General features: G+C 68.3%; 17 protein-coding genes. 7 read left to right on the forward strand and 10 right to left on the reverse strand.

Annotated features, from left to right (window positions below):
- Positions 1–2: 2 nt before the first annotated feature.
- The 3 genes from MOX01_RS01695 (at position 3) to MOX01_RS01705 (ending at position 3,426) form a co-directional block, all read left to right on the forward strand.
- Complete coding sequence (locus tag MOX01_RS01695; protein ID WP_113680730.1) at positions 3–1,331, forward strand: sigma-54-dependent transcriptional regulator family protein; 1,329 nt, start codon at positions 3–5, stop codon at positions 1,329–1,331.
- 110 nt (positions 1,332–1,441) lie between these two features.
- The gene (gene exaC, locus MOX01_RS01700; RefSeq protein WP_061017535.1) at positions 1,442–3,007 is read left to right on the forward strand and encodes an acetaldehyde dehydrogenase ExaC; all 1,566 of its coding nucleotides are present in this window, start codon (positions 1,442–1,444) and stop codon (positions 3,005–3,007) included.
- A 62-nt stretch (positions 3,008–3,069) separates the two neighbouring features.
- The gene (locus MOX01_RS01705) at positions 3,070–3,426 is read left to right on the forward strand and encodes a DUF779 domain-containing protein (RefSeq protein ID WP_230977769.1); all 357 of its coding nucleotides are present in this window, start codon (positions 3,070–3,072) and stop codon (positions 3,424–3,426) included.
- 68 nt (positions 3,427–3,494) lie between these two features.
- Here MOX01_RS01705 and MOX01_RS01710 read toward each other — a convergent pair whose 3' ends face one another.
- The 6 genes from MOX01_RS01710 to MOX01_RS01735 are packed head-to-tail and all read right to left on the reverse strand — an operon-like array spanning position 3,495 to position 9,133.
- Positions 3,495–4,250, reverse strand: coding sequence for an ABC transporter ATP-binding protein (locus MOX01_RS01710; protein WP_113680731.1), 756 nt, complete (start codon positions 4,248–4,250; stop codon positions 3,495–3,497).
- Positions 4,247–5,044 (reverse strand): ABC transporter ATP-binding protein, encoded by a 798-nt coding sequence (locus MOX01_RS01715; protein ID WP_141368150.1) that lies wholly within the window; start codon positions 5,042–5,044, stop codon positions 4,247–4,249. Before MOX01_RS01715 ends, MOX01_RS01710 begins: the two co-directional genes overlap by 4 nt.
- Positions 5,041–5,901: an ABC transporter permease gene (locus MOX01_RS01720; protein WP_058631921.1), complete on the reverse strand. Its 861-nt coding sequence runs from the start codon at positions 5,899–5,901 to the stop codon at positions 5,041–5,043. The genes MOX01_RS01715 and MOX01_RS01720 overlap by 4 nt, the downstream gene beginning before the upstream one ends.
- The gene (locus MOX01_RS01725) at positions 5,898–6,860 is read right to left on the reverse strand and encodes an ABC transporter permease (protein ID WP_061017527.1); all 963 of its coding nucleotides are present in this window, start codon (positions 6,858–6,860) and stop codon (positions 5,898–5,900) included. The genes MOX01_RS01720 and MOX01_RS01725 overlap by 4 nt, the downstream gene beginning before the upstream one ends.
- 52 nt (positions 6,861–6,912) lie before the next feature.
- The gene (locus MOX01_RS01730; RefSeq protein ID WP_141368151.1) at positions 6,913–8,409 is read right to left on the reverse strand and encodes an ABC transporter substrate-binding protein; all 1,497 of its coding nucleotides are present in this window, start codon (positions 8,407–8,409) and stop codon (positions 6,913–6,915) included.
- Between the two features lie 28 nt (positions 8,410–8,437).
- Positions 8,438–9,133, reverse strand: a complete 696-nt coding sequence (locus MOX01_RS01735) for a DUF1684 domain-containing protein (RefSeq protein ID WP_141368152.1) — start codon at positions 9,131–9,133, stop codon at positions 8,438–8,440.
- 115 nt (positions 9,134–9,248) lie between these two features.
- Between MOX01_RS01735 and MOX01_RS01740 the strand changes: the two genes are divergently transcribed.
- Entirely contained in the window at positions 9,249–9,533 is a 285-nt protein-coding gene (locus MOX01_RS01740) for a type II toxin-antitoxin system TacA family antitoxin (protein WP_061018296.1), read from the forward strand.
- Complete coding sequence (locus MOX01_RS19475; RefSeq protein WP_170224080.1) at positions 9,487–10,029, forward strand: GNAT family N-acetyltransferase; 543 nt, start codon at positions 9,487–9,489, stop codon at positions 10,027–10,029. The genes MOX01_RS01740 and MOX01_RS19475 overlap by 47 nt, the downstream gene beginning before the upstream one ends.
- A gap of 16 nt (positions 10,030–10,045) precedes the next feature.
- On the opposite strand, the gene MOX01_RS01750 is transcribed toward MOX01_RS19475, so the two are convergent.
- Positions 10,046–10,327 (reverse strand): DUF1905 domain-containing protein, encoded by a 282-nt coding sequence (locus tag MOX01_RS01750; protein WP_046748514.1) that lies wholly within the window; start codon positions 10,325–10,327, stop codon positions 10,046–10,048.
- Between the two features lie 17 nt (positions 10,328–10,344).
- The gene (locus MOX01_RS01755; protein ID WP_141368154.1) at positions 10,345–10,725 is read right to left on the reverse strand and encodes a DUF1761 family protein; all 381 of its coding nucleotides are present in this window, start codon (positions 10,723–10,725) and stop codon (positions 10,345–10,347) included.
- Between the two features lie 75 nt (positions 10,726–10,800).
- On the opposite strand from MOX01_RS01755, the gene MOX01_RS01760 reads away from it, so the two are divergent.
- A complete protein-coding gene (locus MOX01_RS01760; protein WP_061018300.1) occupies positions 10,801–11,418 on the forward strand; it encodes a TetR/AcrR family transcriptional regulator in 618 nt (205 codons plus the stop codon).
- A 242-nt stretch (positions 11,419–11,660) separates the two neighbouring features.
- Here the strand turns inward: MOX01_RS01760 and MOX01_RS01765 are convergent, their stop codons facing one another.
- Both MOX01_RS01765 and MOX01_RS01770 read right to left on the reverse strand, forming a co-directional pair.
- Complete coding sequence (locus MOX01_RS01765; protein ID WP_061018301.1) at positions 11,661–12,740, reverse strand: hypothetical protein; 1,080 nt, start codon at positions 12,738–12,740, stop codon at positions 11,661–11,663.
- A gap of 10 nt (positions 12,741–12,750) precedes the next feature.
- Positions 12,751–13,719 carry a hypothetical protein gene (locus MOX01_RS01770; RefSeq protein WP_058631926.1) on the reverse strand — a complete coding sequence of 323 codons (969 nt, stop codon included), beginning with the start codon at positions 13,717–13,719 and terminating at the stop codon, positions 12,751–12,753.
- Positions 13,720–13,854: 135 nt separating this feature from the next.
- Between MOX01_RS01770 and MOX01_RS01775 the strand changes: the two genes are divergently transcribed.
- On the forward strand, positions 13,855–14,673 hold the full coding sequence (locus MOX01_RS01775; RefSeq protein ID WP_141368155.1) for a hypothetical protein: 819 nt from the start codon (positions 13,855–13,857) through the stop codon (positions 14,671–14,673).
- Positions 14,674–14,726 lie beyond the last annotated feature (53 nt).

Genomic DNA, 14,726 nt, shown 5'->3' on the forward strand with positions numbered 1-14,726 from the left:
CTGTGTCTGCGCCGTGGCAGGTATCCCGCGAGTCGCTTCCCCCGACATCGCGACTTCTCATCGAGCGTGCGCACGAGGAGCTGCTCGCCGGGAACCTCGAAGACCGGCGTCTGCAGGAGGTGCGGCCACTCGTCCGGGAGTCGTGGGAGCGGGCATGGCGCAGTCGCGTCGGCCCCGAGGGCGCTCCTCCTCTCGATCTCGTGAGCGACGAGCTGGACGCCTATCGGCTGGCGCATCCGCTCGCCTCCGTCATGGACATGATCCGTGCCCTCCTGCTGCCCGGCGAGGCCCAGGATGCCGGCGTCGTCATCGCCGTCGGCGACCAGGCGGGCCGTCTGCTGTGGATCGAGGGCGACAGGCAGCTGCGGTCGCTCACCGACGACATGGGCTTCGTCGCGGGAGCGAACTGGTCGGAGGATGCCGTCGGCACCAGCGCACCCGGAACCGCTCTGGTGCTCGGACAGTCCGTGCAGATCCGCGGCGCGGAGCACTACAACCGTCTCGTGCACCCCTGGTCCTGCACCGCGGCTCCCGTCCGCGACCCGGAGACGCACCGCGTGCTCGGGGTCATCGACATCACCGGGGGAGCGGAGGTCGTCTCGCTGCAGGCACGGCTGCTCGTGGATGCGACAGCCCGCGCCGTGGAGTCGGAGCTGATGGTGGCGCGTCTGCGGGCGCGCAGTGAGGCGCACCGGCCTCGTGCGTCGGCTGCGAAGTCCCGGGTGCCGGCAACGGCGCGGGCGACACTTCACGTGCTCGGACGCGATCGTGCCCGATTGGAGACGGAGTCGGACCACGAAGAGTCCGTGATCGAGCTCAGCGCCCGTCATGCCGCGATCCTGCTGATGCTCGGCGTGCACCGACAGGGACTCTCGGCCGAGCGCCTGTGCGAGCTCGTGTACGGACCGGGCGTCTCGCCCGACACGCTCCGCCCCGAGATGGTCCGGCTGCGGAAGGTGCTCGAGCGCACGGCTCCCGACCTCGTGCCGGAGTCGCGACCGTACCGCCTTCCCGTCACCCTCGACACCGACGCGCACGACGTTCTGTCGCTGCTGGACCGAGGTGCCCACAGGGTGGCGCTCACCGCTTACCGAGGACCGGTGCTGCCCGAGTCGACGTCGCCGGGTGTGGAGGAATTCCGCGAGTCGGTGCGCGCGGCGCTGCGGGAGGCGATGCTGTCCGAGGCGAGTCTCGACGTGCTGCTCTCCTATGCGGAGATCCCCGAGGGCCAGGGTGACGCCGAAGCCCTCCGCCTCGCGCTGGAGATGCTCCCCGCCCGGTCGCCGAAGCGCGCGGGACTGGTCGCGCGGATCGAGCGTCTCGAGGCCTGAGCCTCTGCAACCGGTCGCAACGTTGCGCATCGGGTCGCAACGTCGGTCGACCTAGCTTCGGGGAAGAGCCGCAGCACCGAAGCGCGGCGCACCCGTCGAAGGAGACCCCCATGACCATCGTCGAAGAAGACGTGTCCGTCGCCCCATCGTCCACCGCATACGCCGCCCCCGGGCAGCCCGGAGCCGTCGCGAACTATCGGGCGCGCTACGGCCACTACATCGGTGGCGAGTTCGTGGAACCCGTCAAGGGCCAGTACTTCGAGAACGTCAGCCCCGTCAACGGCAAGCCCTTCACCGAGGTCGGGCGCGGCACCAGCGAAGACATCGACCGGGCGGTCGAGGTCGCCTGGCAGGCATTCGCCGGCTGGGGCAAGACGAGCCCAGCCGAGCGGTCGGTGATCCTCAACCGCATCGCCGACCGCATCGAGCAGCACCTGGAGGAGATCGCGGTCGCCGAGACGTGGGAGAACGGCAAGCCCGTGCGGGAGACGCTCGCGGCCGACATCCCTCTCGCGGTCGATCACTTCCGCTACTTCGCCGGAGTGCTTCGGGCTCAGGAGGGCGGCATCAGCCAGCTCGACGAGAACACCGTGGCGTACCACTTCCATGAGCCGCTCGGCGTGGTCGGACAGATCATCCCGTGGAACTTCCCGATCCTGATGGCGGTGTGGAAGCTGGCGCCCGCGCTCGCCGCAGGCAACTGCGTGGTGATCAAGCCGGCCGAACAGACCCCGGCCTCACTGCTGTTCCTGTTCGACATCATCGGCGACCTTCTGCCCGCCGGCGTCGTCAACATCGTCAACGGGTTCGGCATCGAGGCGGGCGCTCCGCTCGCGCAGCACAAGCGCATCCGCAAGGTCGCCTTCACCGGAGAGACGACGACCGGGCGACTGATCATGCAGTACGCATCGCAGAACCTCATCCCGGTGACGCTCGAACTCGGAGGCAAGAGCCCGAACGTGTTCTTCGAAGATGTCGCCCGCTCGACGAAAGACCCGTTCTACGACAAGGCGCTCGAGGGGTTCACGATGTTCGCGCTCAATCAGGGCGAGGTCTGCACCTGCCCGTCTCGCGCCCTCATCCAGCGCTCGATCTACGACGGCTTCCTCGCCGACGGCCTGGAGCGGGTGGGCAAGGTCGTGCAGGGCAACCCGCTCGACCCCGCCACCATGATCGGAGCTCAGGCGTCGAACGACCAGCTGGAGAAGATCCTCAGCTACATCGACATCGGGAAGCAGGGCGGTGCGCGGCTGCTGACCGGTGGCGAGCGCGTCGACCTCGGCGGCGATCTCAGCGAGGGCTACTACGTGGCTCCGACCGTGTTCGAGGGCACGAACGACATGCGCATCTTCCAGGAGGAGATCTTCGGCCCGGTGCTGTCGGTCACCTCGTTCGACGGCTTCGACGACGCGATCTCGATCGCCAACGACACCCTGTACGGACTGGGCGCCGGGGTGTGGAGCCGCAGCGGCGACACGGCCTACCGCGCGGGACGGGCGATCGAGGCCGGACGGGTGTGGACCAACACGTATCACCAGTACCCGGCGCATGCGGCATTCGGCGGATACAAGCAGTCCGGCGTCGGACGGGAGAACCACAAGATGATGCTCGACCACTACCAGCAGACGAAGAACCTCCTGGTCTCGTACGCCGAAGGCCCGATGGGCTTCTTCTGAGTCACCTCTCCGGGCGGGCGCACGAGCGTCCGCCCGGACATATTCTCTGAAGGGAATGAACCGTGATCGGCGACGAGACCGTGGAACGCGTGGCCGTGACGGAAGCAGCGGCATCGCTCGTGCGCGACCTCACGGCCCAGCACGGACCCCTCATGTTCCACCAGTCCGGCGGCTGCTGCGACGGCTCATCACCCATGTGCTACCCGGTCGGCATGTTCATCACCGGGCAGGGCGACGTACTTCTCGGGGCGCTCGACGTCGGCCTGGAGCGGCCCGTCGAGGTGTACATGTCGGAATCGCAGTTCGAGTACTGGAAGTACACGCACCTGACGATCGACGTCGTGCCCGGCCGCGGTGCGGGTTTCAGCGTCGAGGGCCCCACCGGCATGCGGTTCCTGATCCGCTCCCGGATGCTCTGACCTACTCCGGTCGCGATATGACAGCCGAATCGGCGAATCCAGCTGTCATATCGCGACGGGAGCGGCACTCAGCGCGGCAGCCGCGGAACAGCGTCGACGAGTGCCCGCGTGTAGGGGTCCTGTGGAGCGTGCAGCACGTCGGACGTGGCGCCCTGCTCCACCACGCGGCCGTCCTTCAAGACCACCGTCCGGTCGCAGGCCGAGGCGATCGCGGTGAGGTCGTGCGACACCATCACGAGCGAGAGGCCGTTCTCGCGGCGCAGTCGATCGAGCAGTTCGAGCACCTGCACGCGAGTGGTCACATCGAGCGCGCTGACCGGTTCGTCGGCGAGCAGTACCCGGGGGCGGGAGACCACGGCTCGGGCGATCGCGATGCGCTGACGCTGGCCTCCCGAGAACTCGTGCGGGTAGCGGCGTGCGGTGTCGGCAGGAAGCCCGACCGCGTCGAGGGCCTCAGAGATGCGGCGCTGGGCATCCGCACCGGACGCCAGCCCCAGCGACCGCAGCGGTTCGCCGACGATGCGGTCGATGCGCTGTCGGGGGTCGAGCGAGGAGTACGGGTCCTGGAAGATCGGTTGCACGCTCGCGCGGAAGCGACGCATCTGGGCGCGGTCGCGCGGGTTCAGGGCGGTGCCCTCGAACAGCACCTGCCCGCCGAGCGGGGTGGCGAGCCCGAGCAGCAGTCGTAGGATCGTGGACTTTCCCGCACCCGACTCACCGACCAGGCCGAGCGAGTCGCCTTCATCGATGCTCAGAGAGACGTCGTCGAGCACGCGACGGGATCCGTAGGCGAAGCCGGCGCCGTGCAGTTCGAGGAGCGTCATCGTCCGCCCTCCTCGGCGTCGAGGAATGCGTCCAGAGCCCGGGCGCTGTCGACCAGCATCCGCGTGTACGGCTCGGCCGGCTCGTGCAGCACCTGCGCGACCGTACCCGATTCGACCACGAGGCCGTCGCGCAGCACGACGATGCGTTCGACCATGCGAGACACCACGGCCAGATCGTGGCTGATGAACAGCAGCGCCATGCCGCGCTCGTCGACGAGGCGTTCGAGCAGCGTGAGCACGCCGTCCTGCACGGTCACATCCAGCGCGGTGGTCGGCTCGTCGGCGATGAGCAGCTGCGGGCGCGCGGCCAGGGCGATGGCGATGGCCACACGCTGACGCTGACCGCCGGAGAGCTCGTGCGGGTAGGAGCGGGCGATGCGGGTGTCGGTCAGGGCGACCTCGCCGAGCGCGGTGGCGACGGCCTTCGCGAGCTCACCGCCACGCAGCCCGAGATGGCGTCGCAAGGGCTCCGCGATCTGACGCCCCACCCGCATCAGCGGATCGAGCGCGGTGAGGGGCTCCTGGAACACGATCTGAGCGACGGGACCGCGCAGCGGTCGCAGCTCCGCATCCCGCGCGCCGACGACCTGGTGCCCGCCGAGCAGCACCGAGCCCGATGCGCTGAGGGCGTCAGGGAGCAGGCCGGTCACCGCGAGCGAGGTCAGCGACTTGCCCGAGCCGGACTCGCCGATCAGCCCCAGGCGCTCACCCGCCGCGAGCGAGAACGACAAATCGCGCACGAGGGTTCCGGCGCCCGAGCGGACTGTGAGGCCCGTGACGTCGAGAATACTCATCGACTCCTCCGGCGGGTCGGGTCGGCGAGGTCGCGCAGACCGTCGGCGAGGAAGTTCACACCGAGCACCAGCGCGATGATCGCGATACCGGGAGCGATGGCACCCACCGGGGCGACGAGGACGGTGCCCTGCGCTTCTTGCAGCATCCGTCCCCACGATGCGTTGGGCGGCGGGGCACCGAGGCCCAGGTACGACAGGCTCGCCTCGGCGAGCACCGCGGCGCCGAACTGCAGCGCGAGACTCACGGCGAGGGTGGGAGCGATGTTGGGCAGTACGTGCTGGAACACGATGCCGAGCACCCCGGTACCGCTCGTGCGCGCGGCGGTGATGTACTGCTCCTGCAGCACGCGGCGCGCCAGGATGCGGGTGAGGCGGGCGACGACCGCCGACATCGCGAGTCCGATCGCGAGCACCGCCGACCACAGCGACGCGCCCTGCACGGCGACGACCAGCATCGCGAGCAGCAGCACGGGGAAGGCGATCACGACGTCGAGTCCCGCCGAGAGCGTGTCGTCGACCCAGGGGCGGGCGAAGGCGGCGATCAGCCCGATGATCGTGCCGAGGAGTGCGGCGATCGCGACGGCACAGGTGCCGACGATGAGGGCGATGCGTGCGCCCCACATCAGCTGCGAGAACAGGTCGCGTCCGAGCCGGTCGGTGCCGAGCAGGTGCAGCGCGCTGGGCCCTTCGAGGCGGCCGCCACTGGTGTCGGCGAGCGGATAGGGCAGCCAGAACAGCGACACCAGAGCAATCAGCACGATGAGACCCGTGAGCACGATGCCGATCAGCAGCGTCGCCTTCGGACGTCGCCGCACGGGTACGGATGCGGTGACCAGCTGTTCGGCGACGCGGCTCATCGGTTCCCCGAGACGCTCGTGCGCAGGCGCGGATCGATCAGGCGCTGCACGATGTCGGCGGCGAACCCGACCAGCAGCACGAAGAGGGTGCTGACGACGAGGACACCCTGGATCACCTGGAAGTCATGCTGCTCGATGGCCGACAGCAGCAGGCTTCCGAGTCCGGGCAGCGTGAAGACGCTCTCGACGACCACCGCGCCCAGCAGGGTGGTCGACAGCTCGATGCCGAGCACCGCGACGACCGGCACCGCGCCGTTGCGCACGCCGTGACGCAGCAGCGCCTCGCCCATGCCGGAACCTCCGGCTCGGGCGGTGCGCAGGTAGTCGCTGCCGAGCACATCGAGGGTGGCCGAGCGCACGTAGCGGCTGAGGGATGCACTCATGACGATCACGATCGTGATCACCGGCAGCGCGAGTGAGCGCAACGCGTCGGCCGGGTCCTCCCAGTCCTTGCGGGGGAAGCCGCCGGAGGGCAGCACGCCCAGTCCGAGCGCGAACACCCAGACCAGCACCACGCCGACCCAGAACACCGGAACCGCGACGCCGAGCTGCGCGAACCCCGACAGCACGATGCCGTACCAGCGGTCGGACTTCACCGCGGCGGTGATGCCGATCACGAGCGAGACGAGCAGCGCGATCGCGAAGGCGATGAGCGTGAGCGGAAGGGTCACGGCAAGGCGATCGGCGATGTCCGGTCCGACCGGACGCGAGCTGAGGAAGGACTCGCCGAGATCGAAGCGCAGCAGTTGGCCCGCCCACGTCGTGAACTGCTGGAGCAGCGGCTGGTCGGAGCCGACCTGGGCTCGCGCGGCCGCGATCTGTTCGGGGGTCGCATTGACCGAGAGCAGGGCATTCGCAGGGTCACCGGGGAGCAGGCGCAGCAACACGAAGATCGCGATCATCGCGACGACGAGCGAGATCGCGAGGAACGCGAGGCGGCGCAGCAGATAGGCGAGCATGGCTTCTCAGGATGACGTGGGGGATGCCGACGCGCGGCATCCCCCACGCACGTCAGGACTTGACGATGTCGTAGGCGAAGAACTGCGAGTTCAGGCCGTTGACGGGGTAGCCGCTGAGGTCGCTGGAGGCGACCACGATCTGCGGGTACAGGTACAACCATACGCTCGCGGCATCAGCGGCGATCTTCTCGTTGACCTGCTTGAGCAGGGCGGTCTGCTCATCCGTCGTGGCTGCCTGCTCGGCGTCGGCGACCCACTTCTGCACGTCGGCGTCGTTGTAGCCCCAATAGAAGTCGGGGTTGCCGTACCAGACCACATCGCGGTCGTTCACGTGCTCCTGCAGCGTCGCCTGGAAGTCCTGCTCCTTGAAGACCTTCGTGTACCACTCGTCGGCGCTGATGGTGTTGATCTCGACCGTGATGCCGACCTCGGCGAGCTGCGACTGCAGGAACTCCGCGACGGCGGGGTGCGGGTCGTAGCTCGGGGTGTCGAGGGTGAAGGTGAACCCGTCGGCGTAGCCCGCCTCGGCGAGGAGCTTCTTCGAGAGGTCCACGTCGTACGGGTTGACCTGCGTGAGGTCCTCGTACCAGGGGTCGGTGGGCGGCACCATCGAGCCGATCAGCGTGCCGTAGTCGCCCCAGATCGATTCGAGGAGCTTCTTCGTGTCGATCGCGGAGTAGATGGCCTTGCGCACGAGGGTGTTGTCGAAGGGAGCGACGCGGTCGTTGAAGGCGAGCAGCTCCTTGGTCGTGGACGTGCCCTCGCTGACGACGTAGTCGTCGGAGTCGAACTGCGTGAGCGAATCGGGGCTCTGCACGCTGGTGATGACGTCGATCTCGCCGGTGACGAGGGCGTTGTTCTCGGCCGTCGCGTCGGTGAAGTACGTGTAGACGACCTCCGCGTTCTTGGCCGGGTCGCCCCAGTAGTCGTCCCAGCGCTCGAGGGTGAGGGTCGAGCCCTTCTTCCACTCGTCGAGCGTGTAGGGGCCGGTGCCGTCTTCGGTGCTCGTGATGTCGCCGGCCTCGTCGTTCACGATCCAGACGTAGCTGAGGTTGTACAGGAACGAGATCGATCGCTGCGAGAGCGTGAACACGACAGTCTTGTCATCGGGGGTCGTGATGTCGGAGATCGTCTTGAAGCTCGACTTGCGGGCGGAGACCGAGTCCTCGGCGGTGACGGCCTCGATGCTCGACTTCACGTCTGCGGAGGTGAGCGGGTCGCCGGAGTGGAAGGTCACGTCGTCGCGCAGCGTGATCGTGTACGTCAGGCCGTCGTCGGACACCTGGGCATCTTCGGCGAGGAGCGGCTCGACCTCGCCGTCGTCGGTCAGCCGGTACAGGCCTTCGTAGACGTTTCCGGTCAGCGCTTCGGTCACGCCCTGGCCGCCGCCCTGGGTGTTGCTGAGGTTGGTGGGCTCGTACAGCGAACCGATGATGATCGTGGCGTCTTCGCTCGCGGTGCCGTCGTCGTTCGCGCCGGACGCGCAGCCGGCCACGAGGGCGAGCGTGGCGACGGCGCCGAGCGCGCCGAGGATGCGGGTTCTTCTCATGAGTACTCCAGGGTGAGCGGGTGCGGCGTCACGCCGCGTAGATGTCGAAGCCGTCGCGGAAAACGACGTTCTTCTCGCCTGCTCGGATAGGCAGGGGGAAGCGGTTGGATGCCGGCGGGAGCGGGCAGTTGTACTGGGCGCTGAAGCCGCAGGGAGGCACGAAAGCGCGGTTGAAGTCGAGGACGACGGAGCCTTCGTCGTCACGCAGCTCGACGAACAGGAAGCGCCCGGATCCGTAGGTCTCCAATCCGTTCGTCTGGTCGCCGAACACGAGCAGCAGCGTGCCGCCGTCGTCGAAGGCGGCGAGGGTGTACTCGTGGCCGTCGAGCTCGAGGCGGATGTCGCCGGGGACGACCAGGTCGCGCGTGCCGCCGTTGTCGCGGATGTGCTCGAACGACACCCTGCGTTCGCCGGAGACCGGGGTGAAGTGTCCTTCGAGCACCCATGCCGGGTCGTACTCGTAGGTGTCGATGCGGTCGAAGGCGCGGATGGCGGGGGAGTCGGCGTCCCAGACGCGCAGTCCGTGCTCGGCCACGCCGGTCTCGATGTTCGTGCGCTCGATCGGCGTCACGGTGACCGTGTCGGCCGCGGCGCGCTGTTCGGCGTCGAGGTCGGGGCGCTCCCCGGTCCAACGGGTCTCGACCAGGGCGAGGTTGCCGGTCGCGGACGTGACGGCGGTGCGGCGCTCGGCCTGCCAGTGGGTGTGATCTTCGCGTTCAGACATCACTTTCAATTCTCTTGCATGCAGAACGCGGTGGGGTCGGGCACGTCACTCGGGGTAACGCGGGTGTGGTCGCGGGAGATGCCCAGTGTACGGAGATCCGCCGTACACTGATCCCATGACCGCATCTGCATCTCCGCTCAAGAGCGCCCGGCTGGAATTCCGCGTCACGGCGGATCAGAAAGCGGCGATCGAGGAAGCGGCCGCGATCGAGGGTCGCACGGTGACGGACTTCTCCGCGTCTGCGCTCGTGGAGCGCGCGCAGGAGGTCATCGAGCGCGAACGCCGATTGCAGGTCGACGCTGTACGGTTCGAGGCCTTCATCGAAGTCATGGAGCGTCCTGCGCGTTCCATCGATGGTCTGCGCGAACTGCTGCGACGCGAAACCGTCTTCGTTGACTGACTTCCTGACTCCGCGACCACTCGCTGCCGGTGACCGGCTGTCGGAATTCCGTTGCGGCGAGGAGAGCCTCGATATCTGGCTGCGGGGCCGGGCGCGCTCGAACGAGAAGCGCGGGGCATCGCGCACAATGGTCTCCGCTACGCGGGAAGGGAGAGTGGCTGGCTACTACTGCCTGTCTTCCAGTGCCATCGACCGCGCAGGCGGACCGCCGCCACTCGCCGCAGGTATGCCCGCGTCGATCCCCATCGTGCTGCTCGGGCGTCTGGCGGTAGACCTCGAGTATGCGGGCCGCGGGCTCGGCTCCTCGCTTCTGCAACACGCGACCATGCGGGCGCTCGAGGCCGCGGAGGCGATCGGCGTACGGGCGATCCTCGTGCACGCGATCAACGACGAGATCGTGCCGTTCTACGAGAGATTCGGCTTCACGACATTCCCGGAGGCCCGGCGCACGCTCTTCCTCCCTGTCAAGGACGCGCGCGCGACCCTGGCCATCTGAGGCGAGTGGAGAGACCTCACCCGTTGAGGCGCTCGGTGAGATGCACCGTCACCTCGTCGCCGTCGCTCTTGCCGATGCGCTTGCGGATCGCGGCCGCGATCGGGAGCTTGTGCGTCCCGTCGCCGAGCGCCATGAAAGCTCCCCGGAAAGGCTCGCCGTCGACGGTGCCGGCGACCTTCACGAGTCCGCGCGTGCCGAAGATCGTCGCGGAGTCGCCGAGTTGCACGCAGGTCCAGGTATCGCCTTCGCGAACCTTTCCGAGGGTGGCGGTGAACGTGATGTCGAGTGGCGTGGGCATGGCAGTCTCCTTCTGGATCAGAGGAACGATCCGACGATCGCCCCGATGATGACGAGTTTGAGGGTCCAATCGAGCAGGTGGATGCCCGCCGCAGAGGGTGCGGTGCCCTCGTGTACGACACCGCCCATGAGCAGGGTGAGGGGGAGCGCGCTCAAAGCCAGCCCGAGGAGGGCCCCGGTGCCGATGCCGTGCCACCCGGCCGCGAGCATCAGACCGGCCACGAGGCACGAGGCGATGAGGCTGCGAAGCACGACGGATGCCATCTGCGCGACGACCGGAAGGCCCGGTCGGGGTGTGCTCGTCCGTGAGATGGCGGCCGAGACCGGGGGCAGGGCGTACAGCGCGGCGCTCGCGATGAACAATGCCAGCGTGGCGAGGGCGACGGCCAGAATGATCATGTCGACTCCTTTAGTACTTGCTGGTACTCAAAGTAGATCCGCAGCGCGGAACTGTCAAGTACTAAACTCTCAGGCGTGACTACGACGCCGCGAACCCCAGGGCGCCCCGCCGGTCTCACCGGTGATGCCCTGCTCGACACCGCCCGCGATGTCTTCCTCGAATTCGGGTACGCCGGGGCGTCCATGGACGAGGTGGCGAGGCGAGCGCGCATCTCGAAGGCGTCGCTGTACCGGGAGCACGACTCGAAGTCCGCTCTGTACGCGGCTGTCGTACGACACTGGGCGCTCGCGGGGCGAGACGCCATGCGACCCGCTCTCGAAGCGCTGAAGGCGAACCCCGACATCCGGGCGGGGCTCGTGACGCTCGGTGAGACCATGCGCGCCGGAATGCTGAGCGCTCCGGTCATGGCGATGCGTCGCCTCGTGGTCGCTGAGGCCCCCGCTCATCCCGAGGTCGCGCGAGATTACCTGGCGCAGAGCTGGGACACCAACATCCGCAATCTCGCTGAGGCGATGACCGAACTCTCCGATACGCACGGACTGGTCGTCGACGATGCGGAAGCCCTCGCGAGCGAGTTCACCTGGCTGGTCGTCGGTGCGCCGCTGAACGCCGGGCTTCTCGGTGGGGAGGGCGCTGCGCAGCCGGTGACCAGGGCCGTCGACCTGTTCTTGACCGCCTACGATCGTCGCTAGCTCGGAGCCAGGTACGTCGAGTCTCAGTCGCAACATATTGCAACCTCTGCCGGTATACCATTTGGGCATACGCCCAGCAGCGTCAGTCCCCAGCTGACCGTGGGCGGGGCGGCTCAGCCGTCATGCGGAGGGAGAGCGGATCTCTTTTCGATCCCGAGGGGGGATGGGGTGGGAGCTCGGTCCCCAGCCGGCACCCACCCCCACACTCGGGCTCTCCGCCACCGCCGCTCCGGCGCGATAGCTCAGTTCAGTCTGCTCAGGATCCAGAACCCGACGATCGCGACCAGGACGATGAAGGGTATCCACGTCCCTCCCCGCTTCAGGCGACGACCCTGCGGTGCGACGCCTGGTGGTGGGGTGAGCATGCCCGCAGGCGGGGCGAACGGGAGTGCGGGCGTCGACGGCAGCGCCGTGGCCGCTGTCTCGGCCGCGAGGCGTTCGTCGCGCCACCGCGCCCACTGATCGAACTTCGTCAGCAGTGCTCCGACGGTGCCGAACAACCAGGCCCAGGTGGCGGGGTCGAGGGTCGCGACCTTGCGCTGCGTGTACAGGAACAGCCAGTCGTCGACGATCTCCACGTCGAGCTCTGCGGCGTTGTCGATGAACCGCGCCATGATGTCGGGCGTGAACAGGTACAACGCATCGCGTTCGTATCCGCGGGGGCAGTAGAGCGTGAAGTGCTCGTCGAAGTCGCCTTCGAGCGACAGCCGTTGGCTCTTCTGGAACGACGCCGGCAGATTCGATCCGAATCCGTTGTTGCCCTTGGCGTCGAGCACGATGTTGGGCAGCGGCACATCGAGCTTCACGGCCACGTACCCCCAGCGATAGGTCGTGGAGTTCTTCCCCGACTGCACCGTGTACTGGTAGTTGCCGAACTCGACGAATCGCGGCCTGGCGCCCCTGATCAGATCGGTCGCCTGCCGTGCGCGCCCCAGGTGGAAGATCATGCCGGGCAGGGGCGGGTCGGCGACCTTCGGCTCATAGGTCATGCCGTTCGCCTCGGCGAAGCCGTGCAGCCGGTACCGCCGCACCCGCGCGTTGCGGACGCTCATCCAGATCATCACCCCGACCGCGGCCAGGAGCAGCGCGATCAGCACGAGGGGGATCGCCGCGGCGGCGGGAGACTCGCCGAACGACGCCAGGCTCAGCACCACGCCGACGAGGGTCGGGATCAGGACGACCGCGGCGATCGCGATGGCGACGATCCCGATGATCGTGGAGGCCGAAGGTCCCCCGGTGGGTCGGGAACGGAGCTCGGCCGCGAAGGCACGCACCTTCGCGGGATCGACGGGGTCGGTGAGGGGGCGGGCGTCGAAGCTCATCGGCGGGCGCTCAGCTGTTCACCGTGTCGGCGCCCCAGGTGAGGTCGGCGCCTTCCGGGATGGGGAGGGCTTCCAGCCGCTCGTCTGCGCAGAGCGCCTCGACCAGTGCGGGGGAGCCGGCCACGATCGTGGAGTCGAAGTCGACCTCGCTGACCATGACCCAGGAGCGGTCCTCCGGCCACAGCAGGCTCGGGCTCTGCGCCGAGGGCGGGAACCCGTGCTCCTCGGCAGGGCGATCACGCCACGGCACCTGCAGCACCCACTCCGGATCGGCGAAAGCGCGAGGGGGTGCGGAGAACAGCACGTGGTCGCGGCCGGGCAGTGCGAACCTCGGGCCTTCGGAGATCTCCCTCGACAGGATGCCCTCCTGCCAGGTGGGCCTGCGGAAGACGTTGTTGAACGGGTCGCGTGCGCTGCGGTCGAGCATCGCCTGATGGTTCGGGTCGTCCGAGAACGTCAGGAAGGATCGTGAGGGGGTGATCCCGAAGAAACCGAGCAGTCCCCCTCGTCCCTCCCACAGCGCGGCGAACCCGGAGTCGGGGGTCTTGGTGTGGTCCACGAGGTGAGCGGCGATGGTCGCCAGGAGGTGCGGATCGAGTTCTCCCTCCATCGGGGCCGTGAACTCGCGACCGTCGGGAGCGATCCGCGCGCCCCAATCCTCCTCGGGCGGGGTGCGCACGATCCGCTGCCACTGCGCGAGCGGATGCAGGACCGTGCCGAAGACCGCGGCGGTCTGCGCCCAGGAGACCGGCTCGTCGACGAACTCAGCCATGAGTGCGCGCTGCGCGGGCTCGGGCATGCGCACCAGCTCGTCGGCCGTCGGGATCGTCCGACCGCGCAGCGACCGGGCGATGGCCGGATGGAAGATGCGTGCGTACGCGGGGAATCCGCGGGGCACCGTCCCGTGCATGGTCTCGTAGTCTGCGTCGAGCCGCTCGCGCAGCCACGCTCCCGCCGAGGGATTGGACATCCACTCCATGCCCCCACGCTACCCGCCACATCGTTCTACGCGCGGTCGGCGGTTGCTGCGCAGATCTGACGCGGTGCTCTCCAGGGCCGGGCACTACGGTAGGAACCGCGTCACGCGAGCCGACGGTGGTGGGGGAGGGTCCGAATGCTGAATCAGGCCGAAGCGGTGCCCGGTGAGCGGGTCTTCCATCGGAATCCGCTCCGCTCGGCAGTGGGAGCGGTCGTGCTCTCGGCAGTGCTCTCCGCGGCGACGCTCTTCCTGCTCCCGAGGTTCCTGCCGGGCACCATGAAGATCTCGACCCGCGGCGTCGTGGTGCTCGTGGTCGCGATCGCGCTGACCGTGGCCGTGTTCGCCGGATTCTTCTGGTTCCGCAACATCCGGATCGTGGTGCGCCCCCATGAGGTCGAGATCGGCAAGCCCGGCAGCCGTGAGACGTTCGCGAGGGCGACGACGGCCTTCCGCTCGAAGATCACAGAGCACCGCACGAACGGACTGCCCAGCGGAACGACGCGCGCCCTGGTCGTGCACACCGGTGACCGCGAGATCACGATCGAGCTGCCCGGCTACACGCGGCCGCTTTTCAACGAGCTGATGGCGACGCTCAACCCGATCGCGCAGCCGGTGTTCGATGACCCTGTCGCGGCCGCGAGGGCCGGAGCGCAGCTTCCGACGCAGTTCACGGTCGACGCCACGGGGGAGCGGCGCCTGGCTTCGCGCATCACGATCGCCGCGGTCGTGTTCCTCGTCATCGCCGTCGGCGTCGGATTGCTCGTGCTGGTGCCGGGCTTCGTCGAGGGCGAGCTCTCGGCGCTGATCCTCCTCGCACCGTTCGCCGCGGTCGCGGCCATCGGATTCGGATTCGGGGCTGTGCAGCGCCGACGCCTCGTGCGGTCGATCCCCGCCCTCGTGTCGATCGACACCCACGGCATCCGCATCGATGGCGTGGACAACCCGTACACGTAGCTCAGCCGCATCTGGCTGACCCCGCCGGCCTATCCGGTCAAGCGCCTGCGACT

The sequence above is a fragment of the Microbacterium oxydans genome, assembly GCF_006540085.1.
Classification (GTDB): Bacteria; Actinomycetota; Actinomycetes; order Actinomycetales; family Microbacteriaceae; genus Microbacterium; species Microbacterium oxydans.

What these genes read in the sequence shown, in the direction of transcription:
- exaC (WP_061017535.1), top strand. Translation starts at nt 1,442, where the DNA reads ATGACCATCGTCGAAGAAGACGTGTCCGTCGCCCCATCGTCCACCGCA.
- MOX01_RS01710 (WP_113680731.1), bottom strand. Translation starts at nt 4,250, where the DNA reads ATGACGCTCCTCGAACTGCACGGCGCCGGCTTCGCCTACGGATCCCGT.
- MOX01_RS01715 (WP_141368150.1), bottom strand. Translation starts at nt 5,044, where the DNA reads ATGAGTATTCTCGACGTCACGGGCCTCACAGTCCGCTCGGGCGCCGGA.
- MOX01_RS01720 (WP_058631921.1), bottom strand. Translation starts at nt 5,901, where the DNA reads ATGAGCCGCGTCGCCGAACAGCTGGTCACCGCATCCGTACCCGTGCGG.
- MOX01_RS01725 (WP_061017527.1), bottom strand. Translation starts at nt 6,860, where the DNA reads ATGCTCGCCTATCTGCTGCGCCGCCTCGCGTTCCTCGCGATCTCGCTC.
- MOX01_RS01730 (WP_141368151.1), bottom strand. Translation starts at nt 8,409, where the DNA reads ATGAGAAGAACCCGCATCCTCGGCGCGCTCGGCGCCGTCGCCACGCTC.
- MOX01_RS01735 (WP_141368152.1), bottom strand. Translation starts at nt 9,133, where the DNA reads ATGTCTGAACGCGAAGATCACACCCACTGGCAGGCCGAGCGCCGCACC.
- MOX01_RS01740 (WP_061018296.1), top strand. Translation starts at nt 9,249, where the DNA reads ATGACCGCATCTGCATCTCCGCTCAAGAGCGCCCGGCTGGAATTCCGC.
- MOX01_RS19475 (WP_170224080.1), top strand. Translation starts at nt 9,487, where the DNA reads ATGGTCTGCGCGAACTGCTGCGACGCGAAACCGTCTTCGTTGACTGAC.
- MOX01_RS01750 (WP_046748514.1), bottom strand. Translation starts at nt 10,327, where the DNA reads ATGCCCACGCCACTCGACATCACGTTCACCGCCACCCTCGGAAAGGTT.
- MOX01_RS01755 (WP_141368154.1), bottom strand. Translation starts at nt 10,725, where the DNA reads ATGATCATTCTGGCCGTCGCCCTCGCCACGCTGGCATTGTTCATCGCG.
- MOX01_RS01765 (WP_061018301.1), bottom strand. Translation starts at nt 12,740, where the DNA reads ATGAGCTTCGACGCCCGCCCCCTCACCGACCCCGTCGATCCCGCGAAG.
- MOX01_RS01770 (WP_058631926.1), bottom strand. Translation starts at nt 13,719, where the DNA reads ATGGAGTGGATGTCCAATCCCTCGGCGGGAGCGTGGCTGCGCGAGCGG.
- MOX01_RS01775 (WP_141368155.1), top strand. Translation starts at nt 13,855, where the DNA reads ATGCTGAATCAGGCCGAAGCGGTGCCCGGTGAGCGGGTCTTCCATCGG.